At 70.8% G+C, this 16,845-nt stretch carries 11 protein-coding genes and 1 pseudogene; 6 read left to right on the forward strand and 6 right to left on the reverse strand.

The window, feature by feature from the left end:
• Positions 1-3 precede the first annotated feature (3 nt).
• Positions 4-678: a pyridoxamine 5'-phosphate oxidase gene (gene pdxH, locus ACFWP7_RS35805; protein ID WP_384390487.1), complete on the reverse strand. Its 675-nt coding sequence runs from the start codon at positions 676-678 to the stop codon at positions 4-6.
• A 322-nt stretch (positions 679-1,000) separates the two neighbouring features.
• Here pdxH and ACFWP7_RS35810 point away from each other — a divergent pair, with 322 nt between their 5' ends.
• Entirely contained in the window at positions 1,001-2,101 is a 1,101-nt protein-coding gene (locus ACFWP7_RS35810) for a citrate synthase 2 (RefSeq protein ID WP_384390489.1), read from the forward strand.
• Positions 2,102-2,430: 329 nt separating this feature from the next.
• Here ACFWP7_RS35810 and iscB read toward each other — a convergent pair.
• Positions 2,431-4,088: pseudogene (gene iscB, locus ACFWP7_RS35815) on the reverse strand (RNA-guided endonuclease IscB).
• A gap of 403 nt (positions 4,089-4,491) precedes the next feature.
• On the opposite strand from iscB, the gene ACFWP7_RS35820 reads away from it, so the two are divergent.
• Positions 4,492-5,883, forward strand: coding sequence for a PAS domain-containing protein (locus ACFWP7_RS35820; RefSeq protein ID WP_384390492.1), 1,392 nt, complete (start codon positions 4,492-4,494; stop codon positions 5,881-5,883).
• A gap of 75 nt (positions 5,884-5,958) precedes the next feature.
• Here ACFWP7_RS35820 and ACFWP7_RS35825 read toward each other — a convergent pair whose 3' ends face one another.
• On the reverse strand, positions 5,959-6,714 hold the full coding sequence (locus ACFWP7_RS35825; protein WP_384390495.1) for an SIS domain-containing protein: 756 nt from the start codon (positions 6,712-6,714) through the stop codon (positions 5,959-5,961).
• A gap of 419 nt (positions 6,715-7,133) precedes the next feature.
• On the opposite strand from ACFWP7_RS35825, the gene ACFWP7_RS35830 reads away from it, so the two are divergent.
• A complete protein-coding gene (locus ACFWP7_RS35830) occupies positions 7,134-7,826 on the forward strand; it encodes a metal-dependent transcriptional regulator (RefSeq protein WP_384390497.1) in 693 nt (230 codons plus the stop codon).
• Positions 7,827-8,692: 866 nt separating this feature from the next.
• Complete coding sequence (locus ACFWP7_RS35835) at positions 8,693-9,724, forward strand: alpha/beta fold hydrolase (protein WP_384390513.1); 1,032 nt, start codon at positions 8,693-8,695, stop codon at positions 9,722-9,724.
• Between the two features lie 34 nt (positions 9,725-9,758).
• On the opposite strand, the gene ACFWP7_RS35840 is transcribed toward ACFWP7_RS35835, so the two are convergent.
• From ACFWP7_RS35840 to ACFWP7_RS35850, 3 genes are all read right to left on the reverse strand, one after another.
• Positions 9,759-11,372 (reverse strand): transporter, encoded by a 1,614-nt coding sequence (locus ACFWP7_RS35840; protein WP_384390500.1) that lies wholly within the window; start codon positions 11,370-11,372, stop codon positions 9,759-9,761.
• Complete coding sequence (locus tag ACFWP7_RS35845; RefSeq protein ID WP_384390502.1) at positions 11,369-12,163, reverse strand: ABC transporter ATP-binding protein; 795 nt, start codon at positions 12,161-12,163, stop codon at positions 11,369-11,371. Before ACFWP7_RS35845 ends, ACFWP7_RS35840 begins: the two co-directional genes overlap by 4 nt.
• Positions 12,164-12,284: 121 nt before the next feature.
• Positions 12,285-12,953, reverse strand: a complete 669-nt coding sequence (locus ACFWP7_RS35850; RefSeq protein ID WP_384390505.1) for a bifunctional DNA primase/polymerase — start codon at positions 12,951-12,953, stop codon at positions 12,285-12,287.
• 348 nt (positions 12,954-13,301) lie between these two features.
• Here ACFWP7_RS35850 and ACFWP7_RS35855 point away from each other — a divergent pair, with 348 nt between their 5' ends.
• Both ACFWP7_RS35855 and ACFWP7_RS35860 read left to right on the forward strand, forming a co-directional pair.
• Positions 13,302-14,687: a transcriptional regulator gene (locus ACFWP7_RS35855; protein WP_384390507.1), complete on the forward strand. Its 1,386-nt coding sequence runs from the start codon at positions 13,302-13,304 to the stop codon at positions 14,685-14,687.
• Between the two features lie 200 nt (positions 14,688-14,887).
• Complete coding sequence (locus ACFWP7_RS35860; protein WP_384390510.1) at positions 14,888-16,798, forward strand: hypothetical protein; 1,911 nt, start codon at positions 14,888-14,890, stop codon at positions 16,796-16,798.
• Positions 16,799-16,845 lie beyond the last annotated feature (47 nt).

Raw genomic sequence — 16,845 nt, forward strand, 5'->3', positions numbered from 1 at the left:
GGCTCACGGACTGAGCCGCTCCACCTTCCAGCTGCCGTCCGCCTCCGCCACGTACCGCAGGCGGTCGTGCAGCCGGTTCTCGCGGCCCTGCCAGAACTCGACCGTCTGCGGGGCGATCCGGAAGCCGCCCCAGTGCGGAGGCACCGGAACCTGCTCGCCCTCCGGGTAGCGGGCGCTCAACTCCGCGTAAGAGACGTCTAGTTGGGCACGGGAGTCGATCACCGAGGACTGGACACTGGCCCACGCGCCGAGCTGGGAGCCGTGCGGGCGGGTCCGGAAGTACGCGGCCGTCTCGTCGCGTCCCGTACGCCGCGCCGTGCCCGTGACGATGACCTGGCGGGCCATCGGGTGCCACGGGAAGAGCAGCGAGACGTACGGACTGGCGGCCAGGTCGCGGGCCTTGCGGGACTCGTAGTTGGTGTAGAAGACGAAGCCCTGCTCGTCGTACTGCTTCAGCAGCACCGTGCGCGAGCTGGGCCGGCCCTCCGCGTCCGCGGTGGACACCACCATGGCGTTCGGCTCGTACACCGCCCCCCGCTCCGCGGCCCGCACGGCCTGACCGAACCAGCGTGCGAACTGCTCCATGGGCCGGCCGGCCAGCTCGGTCTCGGCGAGCCCCTCGGCCCGGTAGTGCGCGCGCATCGCGGCGGGGTCGAGAGTGGGGTCACGGTCGGTCACATGGTCATCCTGCCCTATCCGCGCCCTCGCCCGGCGGGGTGTGACGGATCGCGGAACGGCATCTGCATGGCACTGAGTGCCGCGCGCCCTCCCCAAAGGTGGCACTCAGAGATATCGTGCTCATGTCGCAACGGCCGCGTGGCCGCCGACCGCACGGGGCATCACCGAAGTGACGTACAGGACCGCGAGTCCACGAGGAGACCGCGGAACCAGACGTACGCCACCCATCACGGACATATGGTCACGAGAACTGCCCGAGCCGTCCATAAAGCATTCATCGCACACCAAAACATTCGTCGCACACATCATGAGGAGCCGCCTGATGTCCGACTTCGTACCCGGACTCGAGGGAGTCGTCGCTTTCGAGACGGAGATCGCCGAACCGGACAAGGAGGGCGGCGCTCTCCGGTACCGAGGCGTCGACATCGAGGATCTGGTCGGTCACGTCTCCTTCGGAAACGTCTGGGGACTCCTCGTCGACGGAGCCTTCAACCCCGGCCTGCCGCCCGCCGAGCCGTTCCCGATCCCCGTCCACTCCGGCGACATCCGCGTCGACGTACAGTCCGCGCTGGCGATGCTCGCCCCCGTGTGGGGCCTGCGCCCCCTCCTCGACATCGACGAGCAGCAGGCCCGCGACGACCTCGCCCGCGCCGCCGTCATGGCGCTGTCCTACGTCGCCCAGTCCGCCCGCGGCCAGGGCAACGCCATGGTCCCGCAGCGCGAGATCGACAAGGCACAGTCCGTCGTCGAGCGCTTCATGATCCGCTGGCGCGGCGAACCGGACCCCAAGCACGTGGCAGCCGTCGACGCCTACTGGACCTCCGCCGCCGAACACGGCATGAACGCCTCCACCTTCACCGCCCGCGTCATCGCCTCCACCGGCGCGGATGTGGCCGCGGCCCTCTCCGGAGCCGTCGGCGCCATGTCGGGACCGCTGCACGGCGGCGCACCCTCCCGCGTCCTCGGCATGATCGAGGAGATCGAACGCACCGGCGACGCCGACGGGTATGTCAGGCAGGCCCTCGACAAGGGCGAACGACTCATGGGCTTCGGCCACCGCGTCTACCGCGCCGAGGACCCGCGCGCGCGCGTGCTCCGCCGCACCGCCCGCGACCTCGGCGCCCCCCGCTTCGAGATCGCCGAAGCCCTGGAGAAGGCCGCCCTCGCCGAACTCCACTCCCGCCGCCCGGACCGCGTCCTGGCGACGAACGTCGAGTTCTGGGCCGCCATCGTCCTCGACTTCGCCGAGGTCCCGGCGCATATGTTCACCTCGATGTTCACCTGCGCCCGCACCGCCGGCTGGTCCGCCCACATCCTGGAGCAGAAACGCACGGGCCGGCTCGTCCGCCCCTCCGCCCGCTACATCGGCCCCAGCACCCGCGGCCCCCAGGAGATCGCGGGCTACGAGGGCATCGCGCACTGAGCCCTGTGCCCTGTGCCGTACGCCGCCGGTCATCACGCGGGAGCCAGCAGCCCGGCGTGATGACCACGGAACGCAGGCGACCCGCGAGCTCTGGTCCCTCCGCCTGAGGCGAAGGAGCCGGCCGGACGTACCGGCGAGCCCGCGGGTCGGGTGACTGCTGGAGATTGGGCCGGCTGCACGCACAGAACACGCGCTGGTCCGGCACCGCACTGGGTGTGGTGACGGGCTACTAGCCCGCAGCCACCTCGCTTGTCCGGTTGTCATACATCTACCGGATCACCTCCTTTTCCTTAGCGTGCGGCCCACTTTAGGAACCGATCGATCGCGGCTCAACCGGTTTTTCGAAAAGGTTGTGGCAGGAGTTCTCGCCGGGTGGAGTATCCGTATCCGTCGCCCCGCTGCACGAGTCGTAGGTTCCAGTGGGAGACGTTGAAGCGCCCTGCCGGTGTGGTGAGACTGTGCTGCCCTCTGGCTCGTACGGAGATACGCCCCGTCCATATGCCTGTCCACTTGCCGGAGGGCACGTTGGCACGTACGAGATCTCCAGTGACATACCCGAAGTGCTGCTTCACCCGGGCCCGGCTGAGGCGGGGGAACCCGAACCGGTCTGGAGTGGTGCGGGCGTATGAGCCGCGCCCGGTGGCTTTGGCGACGAGGACCTCTTCCGGCAGCCGGACGATGGCGTCGCCGTCCTCGTGATTCAGGCGTCCGACGGACAGGGCGTCCAAGGTGTGAGTCTTGTTGAGCCCCATAGCCGTGCGGTTCCACTTGGTGCGGCCGCCCGACCATGTGTGGATCGGTCTGCCTAGCAGTTCCAGGGCCGCTGTGAGCCGCCAGCGGGTCGTGTTCATGACTGCGGCGTCATGGAGTGGCGTCTTGGCCTGCTGAAGGATCTTCGCGAGGCGATCGGGCCGGTCGGCCAGGAAGACGGCGACGGGCGTGCTGCCTTTGGCCTGGTTGCAGGGAACGCAGGCGAGGACGAGGTTCGAGATGCGGCCGGAGCCGCCACGGCTCCGGGGCCGGAGGTGGTCGATGTTCAGCGGTACGCCGATTGCGTCGCAGTAGGCGCAGGCTCGGTTCCACTTGGCGTGGAGGTAGACGCGGGCTTCGGTTCCGGCGAGCGTGCCCTGTTGGTACTCGGCTCTGGTGAGGGGCTTTCCCGCGCTCATGGAGTGCGTGTCGAAGGCGGCGCGCTCTACGTGGATCTCGGTGATGGGTGCGTATCGACACATGCGCTTCGCCAGGGACAGAGTCGTGTCGACGCGATGGCGCAGCGAGGGAGGCAGCCAGTCTTGTGGGTGGGTGCGGTTGTCTGAACGGGGTTGTCGGTAGCGGCAGTTGGCTGGGCGTCGCCTGTTTCGGTTTCCGGCGCGCTGCTGCATGCTCATGTGGATCTGGGGGCCCCGGTGCTGGAGTTCGATGGAGACCAGTCCGCGCCTGACGGTGGCGGTGGCGCCGCGCCCGTCGGTCTCTTTCTTCTCGTCGGTGAGGGCGAGACCTGTGCCTTTGGAGCCGGGGCGATGCGTAACTGCACGCCGTCGACTTCCGATTCGGCGAGCGTGCGGTCTCTCAGTCGGATGGTGAAGGGGACCTGTCGCGCGACCACGGCCCGCCCCTTGCGGAGGAGTTCGCGTGCGCGGGCGGGGTGGCAGGGCATCAGGGGCTGTCCCTCGTTGGACAGGACGAAGACCCTGCTTGCGCCGATGCCGCCCGCGTAGGTGTGCTCGTCCGGGGGAACGTCACCGTTCCCGTTCTCTGCCGTTTCCGCTCCCGAGGGGGCGGTTTCGGCGTGACGCCGACGGGTTCTGGTGCCGTGCCCGTCGGTCTCCCCTCGCCCATGTTCCCTGCCGGCGCCCCGCGCGGTGGCAGGGTGTCCGTGAGCCGTTTCGTCCCTGCTCCCAGGGGTGTCTGCTCCCACGGATTCCAGAGCCTGGCGCTGAGGAAGCACGCCAGGGTGGGTCTGCTGGCCCACAGGAAACGTAGTCATCGAGGGCACCTCCCCGATCTTGCGGATCGTGATGACTTGGGCTGGTCACTCGGCCTGTCCGTCACACGGCACAGGCTTCGGCTTGCGGCCGAGGAGCGAGTGACCTCCTTTCGTAGCGTGAATATGACGCTAGCGATCAAGCGCCTGTGGAGAGCCGAACGCCCTCGAAAACGCCCATCCGTGCGAATAATTCCAATTTCCCGAACGCGCAGCCGATCTTGGTGCTATCTGGGCCACCCCAGCAGCCGCAGCTCAGGAGCAGGTGGCGCGGGAATGTGGTGTACAACGATTTCGTCCAATCTTTGGGGAAGCAGGTGTGTGCTGGGTCACGTTCGAGTTGAATGGGGGGTGAGTGAGCGAACTGTCGCGTCGTACGTGCGGACGCAGCCTGCAGGGGGTCCAGGTGAGTGCTTCCCGGCGTAGTGGGACCACCGATGAGCTGGGGCCGGATGAGCCCGAGCGGGATGGTTCGGATCTTCTTGCCGCGCTGCTCGACGGGATGGACGCGGCGCTGTGTGCCTTTGACGCCGATGGCGTCGTGACGCACTGGAATCGTGAGGCCGAGCGGATTCTGGGCTGGACGGCCGCCGAGGCCGTGGGGCGGCCGGGGTTCGCCGGGTGGGCCGTGCGGACCGCCGACGCGGCGGAGGTCGAGGGGCGGCTGCTGTCCGCCATGGAGGCGCCCGGCCGGCAGGTGAACGAGTTCGCGCTGCTGACCAAGGACGGCGGGCGGGTGCTCGTACGGACCCAGTCGGCTGCCGTGCGCGGGCCCGACGGGAAGCCCGCCGGGGTGTACTGCGCCTTCAGTGAGGTGCACGCGCAGATCGATCTGGAGCGGTCCATCGCCCTGAGCGAGGCGTTGTTCGAGGACGCGAGCTGGGGTGTGGTCCTCGTGGACGTGGATCTGCGCCCCGCCGTCGTGAACGCGCACGCGGCCCGTGCGCTCGGGATCGGGCGTACGGCGGTGCTCGGGCGGCCGCTGGGGGAGTTGCTGTCCCAGGGCGTCGAGGAGCTGGAGAGCGCGCTTACACATGTGCTGGCCGAGGGCGCGCCGCCCGCTCCCGCCGAGATGTGGGTGAGCGTGCGGACGCAGGAGGGCGAGACGCGGCGGTGCTGGCGGAGCGGTTTCCTGCGACTCGCCTCGCCGCTCACCGAGGAACCCGTCCCGCTGGGCGTGGGGTGGCTCTTCCTGGACGTGACCGAGGCCAAGCAGACCGAGCAGGAGGCGTCGCTGCTGCGGTTCCGGGCCAACCAGTTGCACCGGGCGGCGCGGGCGGCGGCCGAGTGCGAGGACCCGGCCGAGGCGGCCACCGTACATCTGGACTTCTCGCTCGCCGGGTTCGCCGATCACGCGCTGGTCGACCGGGTGGCGGGGGGTTCGGTGGGGGACGGCGAAGGGCCTGTGCGGCTTGTACGGGCCGCCGCCACGCCCTCCGGGGCGCCCGGGCCGAGTATGCCGGGCGGTAAGGCGGGGCTGCCGGTGCGGTATGCGGACGGGCATCCGGCCTTGCAGTGTGTGGAGCGGGCCGGCTCGGTGCGCGCGAGTGCGCGGGAGACGGAGCCCGCGCGGGCCCGGGAGTGGGCCGTGACGAGGCAGTGGCCGGCGGATTCGGTGCACGCGCTGTGCGCGGTGCTGCGCAGCCGGGGCCGGACGCTGGGCGTCGTGACGTTTCTGCGGGGCGCGGGGCGCAGCCAGTTCGAGCGCGCTGACGCGACGTACGCGGAGGACGTGGCCGTACGGATCGCGATGGCGCTGGATCTGGAGGATCTGCGGGACCGGGCGGGGCGCGGCTGACGGGCGGGAGCTTCCCCTACCGCCTCCGCGGCCCCCGGGATGCCCCCGCCGGCTCAGTACGCGTAGAACGCCGGTTCACTGCTGGTAGAAGATCCGGTCCCCGTACTCCGTCATCACCCGGTTGTTCCACTCGGGGCCGCCGTCCACGTTGCCCGAGCGCAGCAGCGGGGGCTCGATGCCGCGAGCGGCCAGGGCGCCCGCCGCGGTGGCCATGACGGCCTGGAGGAGGGCCGAGGTGACGACCGTGGAGGCGGGGGCGAAGGGGGCCTCGATGGTGTCCAGGGTGAGTTCGGCGTCGCCGACCGGGATCCTGGAGTCGAGGACGATGTCGCAGTGGTCCTTGAGGTAGGTCCCCGAGGTGTGCCGGGACTTCGTCTCCGTGGTGTACGCGACGGAGGTCACGCCGATGACTTTGAGGCCCAGGGCGCGAGCGCTCAGGGCCATCTCGACGGGCATCGCATTGCGGCCGGAGAGGGAGATGATCACGAGGAGGTCGCCGGAGCGCGCCGGGCTGGACTCCAGGACGACGGTCGCCAGGCCGTCGACCCGTTCCAGGGCCGAGCCCAGGGTCGCCGGCATGACGTCGACGCCCAGGACGCCCGGTACGACGAGCAGGTTCATCAGGGCGAGGCCGCCCGCGCGGTAGACGACGTCCTGGGCGGCGAGCGAGGAGTGTCCGGCGCCGAACGCGAAGAGGCGTCCGCCGGCGGCGACGGTGTCGGCGATCAGCGTTCCGGCCGCCTCGATCTCGTCGGCGTCCTCGTCCCGTACCTGCTGGAGCAGGCCGATCGCGGCGTCGAAGAACTGCCCGGCCAGCTTGCCTTCGCTCATCGGCTGAGACCCTTCGAAGTCGCGCGCGGTCGCGCCGGCGTCGACGCGTCGCGGATCACGGTGCGGTCTGGACCAGTGCGCTGTCAATACGGCAGGGGATACGGCGGGCAATACGGTCGGCAGTATGGCGAGGGGCTTTTATACGAGGTTTTCGCCCCCGGTATACGGGTCTCTCTCCCCCCGTATACGGGTCTCCCCTCGGTATACGGGTCTGTGCCCCCGGATACGGGGTTCTCGCCTCCGGATACGGAGTTTTCGCCTCCGGGCCCGTGCCGCCCGGAGGTGCTCGTAGGCACTTGAAACCAGGTGGTTCCACCGGCGAGGCACGCTTGTCAGTGGTATGCGTCAGAATTGACTCCAGGGCCAGCGCACAAGCCGGTGAGCCACCGAGCCTCCGGCAAGCTAATCGAGGGGCACACATGTCCGGACTGATCGACACCACGGAGATGTATCTCCGCACCATCCTCGAGCTGGAGGAGGAAGGCGTCGTCCCCATGCGCGCCCGGATCGCGGAGCGGCTGGACCAGAGCGGGCCGACGGTCAGCCAGACGGTGGCGCGGATGGAGCGCGACGGTCTGGTGGCGGTGGCCAGCGACCGGCATCTGGAGCTCACCGGCGAGGGGCGGCAGCTCGCCACGCGTGTGATGCGCAAGCACCGGCTCGCGGAGTGTCTCCTCGTCGACGTGATCGGTCTGGAGTGGGAGCAGGTGCACGCCGAGGCCTGTCGCTGGGAGCACGTGATGAGCGAGGCGGTGGAGCGCCGGGTTCTGGAGCTTCTGCGCCACCCGACGGAGTCGCCGTACGGCAACCCGATTCCGGGTCTGGAGGAGCTGGGCGAGAAGGACAGCGCCGATCCGTTCCTGGACGAGGGCATGGTGTCGCTGGCGGAGCTTGACCCGGGTGTCGACGGCAAGACCGTGGTCGTACGGCGTATCGGCGAGCCGATCCAGACGGACGCGCAGTTGATGTACACGCTGCGGCGGGCAGGCGTGCAGCCCGGTTCTGTCGTGAGTGTGACGGAGTCCGCGGGCGGGGTCCTGGTGGGCAGCGGCGGCGAGGCCGCGGAGCTGGAGGCGGAAGTCGCCTCCCACGTGTTCGTCGCCAAGCGCTGAGGTGCTTGTTGCTGAGCGCTGAGGTGCTCGTCGCCATGCGCTGAGGTGCCTGTTGCTGAGCGCTGAGGTGTTTGCCGCCGAGCGCTGACGTGTTCGTTGCTGAGCGCTGAGGTGTTTGCCGCCGAGCGCTGACGTGCTTGTTGCCGAGCGCTGAAGGGTTTGGCGCAGAGTGCTGAGGTGCCTGGCGCAGGGCGCGCGCCCCGGCACCCGGAGTTCGCCGCCCGGCATTGGCGTGTCAACTACCGCGGCCACAGAGGCAGTTGTGATGCCCGCGTGACCTCACCGAAACCAAGATTCAGTGCGCGGAATCGCAGCGCTGGGGCCATTTGCGTGCGAGGCTGTCGCGTGAGGCATATGACCTGAGGGCTCTTGACCGTGTCCGAGAGCGACGGTGCGCGGTCGGGGAGGGGGCGGAAGGATGTGCCGCAGACGTGGAGAGGGCCCCGGCACCGCATGGCGCCGGGGCCTGTCCTCCCCTGTGCTGACCCGGAGCCCCGAGCTCCCAGGGTCATTCCCTTCGGACCGGCTTCCCCGAGCGGCCCGCCCCCCGTTGAAGATCTCCCCTTGGTGGCGGCGGTCAATCCTTGAGGCCGGTCACTCGAATGAGGGGTGTTGCGCCCGAGAAGGGTGTTCTCGAATCCTCATTCGATAACGTGACGGCGTAGGCGCGGTACCAGGGGGACACGTACATCATCAGTCAGCGGCAACCGGTAACAATCAGCACCAGCCGGGCGGCAATCCAGTGCCGGCGGGCAGTAGAAGCAGCAGGAGCAGCGGTACGACAGCGGTAGGAATCGGTACGAGTGGACCGGTCGGCTCGAGCGGGAGCGAGGCGGTCCGAGCGAGCTAGGGGGGTGCCATTACCTGTGGTGCGGCGCATCGACGTGACGGGAGCGGGGGGCGTACGCCTGGCCGCCTGGGAGTTCGCCGATCCTCCCAAGCCCAAGGCGGATCCCTCCAGGACCGGCCCTCCCAGGATCGCCCCTCCCAGGTCCGAGATCGGGACCGGGGCCGGGACCGGGACTGCGGCCGAGATCGGGACCGAGACCGCGACCGCGGCCGGGATCGGAGCCGGGACTGAGACCGCGGCCGGGATCGGGATCGGAGCCGGGCACGAGGAGGCCCCCCGCGCGCCCGGCGTGCTCTTACTGCACGGCCTCATGGGCCGCGCCTCCCACTGGGCCTCGACCGCCCGCTGGCTCTCCGAACGGCACCGCGCCGTCGCCCTCGACCAGCGGGGCCACGGCCAGAGCGACAAGCCGCCCGAGGCCGCCTACACCCGCGAGGCCTACGTCGAGGACGCCGAGGCCGCTCTCGAACAGCTCGGCCTCGCCCCGGCCGTCCTCATCGGTCACGCCATGGGCGCGCTGACCGCCTGGCAGCTCGCCGCCAAGCGCCCCGATCTCGTCTGCGGCCTGATCATCTGCGACATGCGCGCGTCGGCGCTGGGCGCCGCCTCGCAGCGCGAGTGGGAGGACTGGTTCAAGGCCTGGCCCGTCCCCTTCGCCACGCTCGCCGACGTACGCAAGTGGTTCGGCGAGGACGACCCCTGGGTGGAGCGCCCCAACCCGTCCCGCGGCGAGTTCTACGCCGAGGTGATGCACGAGTCCGGCGACGGCTGGCGTCCGGTCTTCGAACCCGCGCAGATGCTCAAGTCCCGCCAGACCTGGGTGTACGACGCCCACTGGGAGGAACTCACCCAGGTCAGGTGCCCCGCCCTGGTCGTACGAGGTCTCGACGGCGAGCTCGGCCGGGCCGAGTCCCAGGAGATGGTGCGGGTCCTGCCGAACGGCCAGTACGCGGAGGTGGCCGACGCGGGCCACCTCGTGCACTACGACCAGCCGGACGCCTGGCGCGGGGCGATCGAACCGTTCCTGGACGGGGTCCTCACCGGCTAGCCGGTACCCACCTCTGCTCCTTGACCTCCGGCGGTCAGCCCTTGCTGACCGCCGTCAGGATCTCCGGCAGCCGCCCGGCCGTCCGCGGCGCCGCCATCCGCAGCCCTGCCGCCGTGATCAGGGCCCCGTAGGCGGCGCCGAACGGCAGCAGCAGCCAGGTCCACTCGTTCCCGTCCGCGGACACGTTCAGCCAGATCGTCAGGGCGATGACGGGGGCGCACAGCAGGGCCGCCGCGACCATTCCGCCGAAGATCGCGATCCAGGCGAGCCCGGCCTGCCCGGGGGCCACGTTCTTGTAGCCCTCCTGGGGTATCGAGTAGGGGAAGCGGGCCGACGACCACGCGCCGGTCGCCAGCATCGCGCCGAGCAGGGCGAAGGAGAGGCCGAGCGCCTCGGGCAGTCTGGGCCAGTCGCCGAGCAGCGCGGTCGTCAGGACGGTCACGAGGGTCGCGTACGGGAGGGTGATGAGCAGCAGTGCCAGCGCGCGCCCGCGCAGTTCGACGTATGCGTCGCGCGTGGACGAGATCGTCATCGCGACCATCCAGAACGCGGACGTGTCCTGCCCGAACTGGTTGTACATCTGGATCCCGAGCATTCCGGCGGCGAAGCAGGCGAAGTAGATGGAGCCGGTGCCCTGCAGGGCGTTGAACACGGGCACGATCAGCCCGATGGCGAGTGAGGTCACCCAGGCCGCCTTGGTCTTCGGGTCGCGCCACACGTACCGAAGGCTGCGTTCCATGACGGTCCCGGTGCGGCCGGCCGGCAGCAGTCGGCTCAGGCCCGAGGATCCCCGTTCCCGCGCCGCAGGCTCGGCCGCCTGGAGGGTCGACCCGTCCGGTGAGGTCATCAGCCGGGTCAGGTGGTGGGTCCAGAGCGCCAGCAGCCCCGCCAACGCGGCCGCGCTCAAGGCAAGTTGGACGACCCCGATCCCGTACGACCCCTCGCTCACCGAGTGCACCGCGCCGATCGCGGAGGCGGGCGGCAGCCAGCTCAGCACATCGCCCAGTGCGTGGAGCTCCGAGAGCCCGCCGGACGAGTTGAGCCGCTGCGCACCGAAGTTGACCACCTGTGCGCCGACCGCGATGACCAGGCCGCTCAGCACCGCGAGGTCGCGGCCCCTGCGGCTGGTCAGCAGGCGGATGTTGGCGGCGGCGACGGCGCGCGCGAGGGCCACGCAGACCAGGAGCCCGAGGACCACGGCGAGGACGCCGGTGACGTACGCCGCCGTACCGTGCGCTACCGCGATCACGGATCCGACGAGCAGGCACAGCGTGAACAGCGGCCCGATACCGACGAGTGAGGACGCGAGCAGCGCCCGTACCAGCGGGCGTGGCCGCAGCGGCAGCATCACCAGACGGGTCGGGTCGAGCGTCTCGTCGCCGCTGGCGAAGAACAGCGGCATCACGGTCCAGCCGAGCGCCAGGAGCGCCACGAGCAGTACGGCGAGGGCGGTGGCGTGTGCGTTGCCGCGCAGGGCGATCAGGCCGAGCAGTTGGAGGGCGGCGAAGAGGAGGACCAGGACGGCGGAGGCGACGTACGCCGCCCGTCGTCCGGCCGACTGCCGCAGCCCGTTGCGCAGGAGCGACAGCTTCAGGCGTACGACGATGGGGGTGATCGACGCGGCGGAGACACCGACACTGGTGCTCATCGTGCGCCACCGCCCAGCCAGTCCAGGTCGGCGCCGGCGGCGCGGCCGTTCGCGCCGACGAGTTCCAGGAAGGCCTGTTGGAGGGAGGGGGCGCTGCCGCGTACGTCCGCGAGGGGGCCGTGTGCGCGGATCCGCCCCGCGGCCATGACGGCGACCCAGTCGCACAGCGACTCGACCAGTTCCATGACGTGGGAGGAGAAGACGACGGTGGCGCCCGAACCCGTGTACCGCTCCAGGACGCCGCGGATGGTCTGCGCGGAGACCGGGTCGACGCCCTCGAACGGTTCGTCGAGGAAGAGGACTTCGGGGTTGTGGAGGAGAGCGCAGGCCAGGCCGATCTTCTTGCGCATGCCCGTGGAGTAGTCGACGACGAGTTTGTGCTGGGCGCCCGCGAGGTCGAGTACGTCGAGGAGCTGAGTGGCGCGTTTGTCGACCTCGGCGCCCGGCAGGCCCCGCAAGCGGCCGGTGTAGCCGAGGAGTTCGCGCCCGGAGAGCCGCTCGAAGAGCCGGAGTCCCTCGGGCAGGACGCCGATCCGCGCCTTCACCTCCGCCGGGTCGCGCCACACGTCGCGCCCGACGACCTCGACGGTGCCCTGGTCGGGCCTGAGCAGCCCGGTCACCATCGAGAGGGTGGTGGTCTTCCCGGCTCCGTTCGGCCCGACGAGCCCGATGAACTGCCCCGCCGGCAGCTCCAGATCGATCCCGGCGACAGCGACCTGCTCCCCGAACCGCTTCCAGAGCCCCCGCACACGTACGGCGGGGACGGTGGCGGCCTCTGCTCCCTGGGTCATGGGAGCACCCTAAGGGGCAACCAGCCGCTTGTTAGGGGCGCGGGGCTCTGCCTTCATGCGGCTCCGCCGCGGGGCGCGACCAGCCACAGCGGACCCGCAGCCGAAGAACGACCCGCGGGAGCTATCGGCGCCCTTCTCGCCCGCAGGCGTAGGCGAGCGGCGAGATCAACTCCTCCGCATCGGGCAGCCACCGGTTCGCGGGCGTGGGCCGGCAGGCCCACTGCACCGCCCCCCGCGACCCGAACCGTGTAGGCGGCGCCGCAACATACGCTCCCTCGCCCAGGGTGACCAGGTCGAGGGACGCGGGCGGCCAGCCCGCCTTCCGCACCAGGTCGGGGACCTTCGCGGCGGCACCCGGAAGCACGAAGAAGTGCATGCGCCGGTCCGGGGTGCAGGTGACGGGCCCGAGGGTCAGCTCCATGCGTTCCATCCGGGCGAGGGCGAGGAACCCGGCGGTCTCGGGCACGTCGATCGCGTCGAACGTACGCCCGGTGGGCAGCAGGATCGACGCCGTGGGGTGCTTGGCCCACAGCCGGCGCGCGACGGTCGCACTGCCCGTGGCCTGCGTCGCCCAGTCCTCACGCGTCGGGTGCGCGCCGGGCGTGGGGCACGCCGCCTCGCCGCAGGAGCAGTGATGCACCCCGTCGACGGCTTCCAGCCAGGTGCCGGGGAACACGTCCCAGTGGCGCTCCTCGGCATAGCGCACGGCGGTGTCCTGCAGCGATTCGCCGCGCTGCTGGGGGATCTGGGCGGTCTCGGTGCCTGCGATGGTCTCGTCCACGTGGAACACAACTCCCGCGTCCACCTCGGGTTACGGGGGACGCGCGCGCGGGGGAGGGGCATCGATTCCGCATGTGGGGCGCATGGATGCACGGGTGGGGGCGCGCAGGGGGAAGGGCGGCGGGGGCTGGGTAACCACGTGAGGGGCTGGGCGCCGCCTTTACCCCGGCAATCCTCACATGTCTCGCATCTTCACTGTGTCTGCGGGGCATTGATCTTCATGGCCGAGTTCTTTCGTTGTTCCTGTTCCTTCGCTGGTTCTGCTTCTTTCGTTGTTTCCTTCCTGAGTTCGGCCGCTGAGGACACGTCAACTCGGTGCGTGGGCAGGCACCGCAGCACAGTCACAGGGGGTACGCCAATGGCCGCAAGGCCGCTCGTCGCGCGGCAGCCGAACGAACGACTGCAGGCGCTCATCCAGGAAGCCGGTTGCTCGAACGCCGGGCTGGCCCGCAGGGTCAACATGTGTGGCGCGGAGCACGGTCTCGACCTGCGGTACGACAAGACGTCCGTGGCGCGCTGGCTGCGTGGACAGCAGCCGCGTGGACGGGCTCCGGCGATCATCGCCGAGGCGCTCGGCCGCAAGCTGGGGCGGACGGTCACGATCGACGAGATCGGCATGGCGAACGGCAAGAACCTCGCGTCCGGCGTCGGTCTCCAGTTCTCGCCGACCGTCCTGGGAGCCATCGAGCAGGTCTGCGAACTGTGGCGCAGTGATGTCGGCCGCAGGGACTTCCTCTCCGGCTCGTCCGTCGCCGCCTCCGCGCTCGTCGAGCCCAGCCGCGACTGGCTGATCTCCTCACCGGACTCCCAGGTGGCGCGTTCGGCCGGCCCGCGGGTCGGGGTCTCGGATGTCGAGGCGGTCCGCGCGATGACGCAGGCGCTGGTGGACCTGGACCACCAGTACGGCAGCGGGCATGTACGCCCGGTCGTCGTCCACTATCTGAACAGCGTGGTCTCCGGGCTGCTCGCGGGCTCCTACCGGGAGGCGGTCGGGCGCGAACTGTTCGCCGCGGTGGCCCGGTTGACGGAACTCGCGGGCTACATGGCCATCGACACCGGCCAGCCGGGCCTGGCCCAGCGCTACTACATCCAGGCGCTGCGGCTCGCCCAGGCGGCCGGGGACCGGGGATACGGCGGTTACGTACTGGCCGCGTCCATGAGTCACCTGGCGGCTCAGCTCGGAAACCCGCGTGAGATCGCGCAGTTGGCGCGCGCGGCGCAGGAGGGGGCGCGAGGGCGGGTGACTCCGCGCGCGGAGTCGATGTTCCACGCCGCTGAGGCGCGCGGGCACGCGCTACTGGGTGATGCGCGCGCCGCCCAGGCGGCGTCGGGACGGGCCCTCAGCGCACTGGAGGCGGCCGACTCGGCCGCCGGGGACGATCCGACATGGATCGTGCACTTCGACGAGGCCTATCTGGCCGACGAGTTGGCGCACTGCCATCGGGACCTCGGACAGGCGGAGGCCGCCGCGCGCTGCGCGGAGGAGTCCCTTGCCGGGCTTCCCGAGTCGAAGGCCCGGCGGCGCGCGATCGGCTACGTACTGCTGGCCACCGCGCAGGTCCAGCAGCGCGAGATCGAACAGGCGTGCCACACCGGGCTGCGCGCCGTCGAGTTGCTCGGCACGCTGCGCTCCAACCGGGGCGCCGAGTACCTGGAGGACTTCCAGCAGCGCCTGGAGCCGTATCAGGACGAGCCGGTGGTACGGGAGTTCGGGGCGCGGATGGAGTTGCGGGCGGCGGCGTGAACGCTCGCCGGTCCGGGGCGTGAACGCAGAGGAAACGATCAAGGGAGTTGCGGGGAGAGGAACATACAGCAGAAAGGGAGCGGTTTTGTTACCGCGGTCACAGGGGTGGAGGTCTCATTCTGTGCTGCGTGGCACCGGGTTGTGGGGACCCGGTAGCGTGAGCCGATGATTCCGAAGGTCCCCCATTCGTAGGAGTCCCGGTGACGCAGAGTGGACAGGGCGAAGACCCCTCGCCGCGACCCGCGCGCGAAGGCATCGTGCTGCCCTCCGACGGCGGTGCGCCCCTGCTGCCAGGTACGACGGGCGACCGTACGGCCCCGGCGGGCGGCCAGGCCTGGGACCGGCCGTGGGGTCCCGAGCAGCAGGCCGCGCCCGCCCCGCCGCCGGATCAGGGCTGGGGAGCGCCGATGAACGGTACCCAGACCTGGGGAGCCGCCCAGCCGCCTGCCCCGGACTGGGGCACTCCCGAGGCCCCCCAGGGCTGGACTCCGCCGGAACCGAGGCCGGGCTGGGGCGACAGCCCGGCCCAGCAGCGGCCACTGCCGGACGTACCGCCCGGTCCTGGTGGGTACGGGGATCAGGAGCTGCCGGGTTCGCAGGGGGCTCAGCAGCCGCAGGGCTTCACGCCGCAGCCGGCGCCCGGGGCCGGGCCACTGCCGCCGGAGGGTGCGTCGTACGGGGGCGCCCAGGCTCCGTCGTACGGGGGCGCGTCCACTCCGTCGTACGAGGGTCATCACGGCGTCGCGTCGTACGAGGGTCATCACGGTGCCGCGGCATACGGTGCCGCCCCGCCCTCGCCCGCGTCGCCTTTGCCGTCCGCCGCGCAGCCGTTGCCGCCGGAGGGTGTGGGCGTGGGGATGGCGGCGGGTGCGCCACTTCCGCCTGTCGCCGACGAAGGCGCGACGCAGTACATACCGCACATTCCACCCGCTCCGGTCGGCGCCGACGGTGCGACGCAGTACATACCGCACATCCCGCCCGCACCCTCCGCACCCTCCGCGCACTCCGTGCCCGACGAGGGTGCCACCCAGTTCATCCCCCCGGTGGGCCCGGGGGCGCTGCCTCCTGAGGTGCACGCCGGCGCCACCCAGTTCCTGGGGCGGCAGTCGCAGGGCGGCACAGGATCGTTGCCTCCCGCCGAGTACCCGGACGCTCAGGCCACGCAGTACATCGCTCCCGTTCCCGCCCAGCCGAGCGGGCCGTCCTACGGGATGAGTCCGGGCGAGCCGGAGGACCGGCAGCCACCGGCCGAGTTCGACAACCTGTTCCGCAGCGAGCCCGAAGGGCCCCCGGGGACGCAGCAGTTGCCGCGGTTCGACCCGTCGGCGCCGCACGGCGCACAGGCCCCGCAGGGGGCTCGCGCGCCGTACGGGGCGCAGGCTCCCGGCGCGTACGGTGCGCAAGCCCCGGGTGGGCCAGGAGCGCCGGGCGGGCGAGCCGCCGCACGGCGTTCGGGCGCGAATGACGGCGGTGGCGGGGGGCGCAGCGGTTCGCGTGTCCCCCTGATCGCCGCGGTCGGTATCGGCATCGCCGTGCTCGGCATCGGTGCCGGCGCCATGCTCAGCAGCGGCGGAGGCGACGACAGCGGAGACGACAGTGCGACCGTGTCGGCGACGGCTCCCGCCGCCGAGGGCTCGGCGTCGGCGTCCACCGACACGGCCAAGGCGCAGGCCGTCGAGCTGGACAAGCTTCTCGCGGACGCCAATGCCAGCCGCGACTCGGTGATCAACGCCGTGGCGGACGTGACGGCGTGCAAGAACCTCGGCCAGGCGGCCAGTGATCTGCGGGACGCGGCCGGTCAGCGGGGCGAGCTGGTCACCCGGCTCGACGCCCTCACGCTGGACCAGCTCCCGAACCACGCCGAGCTGACGACCCAGCTCACCAACGGCTGGAAGGCCTCCGAGTCGGCCGACAACCACTACGCCGCCTGGGCCGACCAGGCAGCCGGCAAGAAGGGCTGCAAGGACGACCGGGCCGTCGGAACGGGCGAGAGCCAGGCGGGCAACAAGGACAGCGGCACGGCGAGCGCGGCGAAGGAGAAGGCCGCGAAGCTGTGGAACTCCATCGCGTCGACGTACGGACTGACGGAGCGGACGCGGACGCAGCTGTAAGTCGTGAGTCCCGGTTTCGCGTTGATCCGCGCGGCGCCTTCCGGGAC

This window comes from Streptomyces sp. NPDC058470, from assembly GCF_042721055.1.
GTDB lineage: Bacteria > Actinomycetota > Actinomycetes > Streptomycetales > Streptomycetaceae > Streptomyces.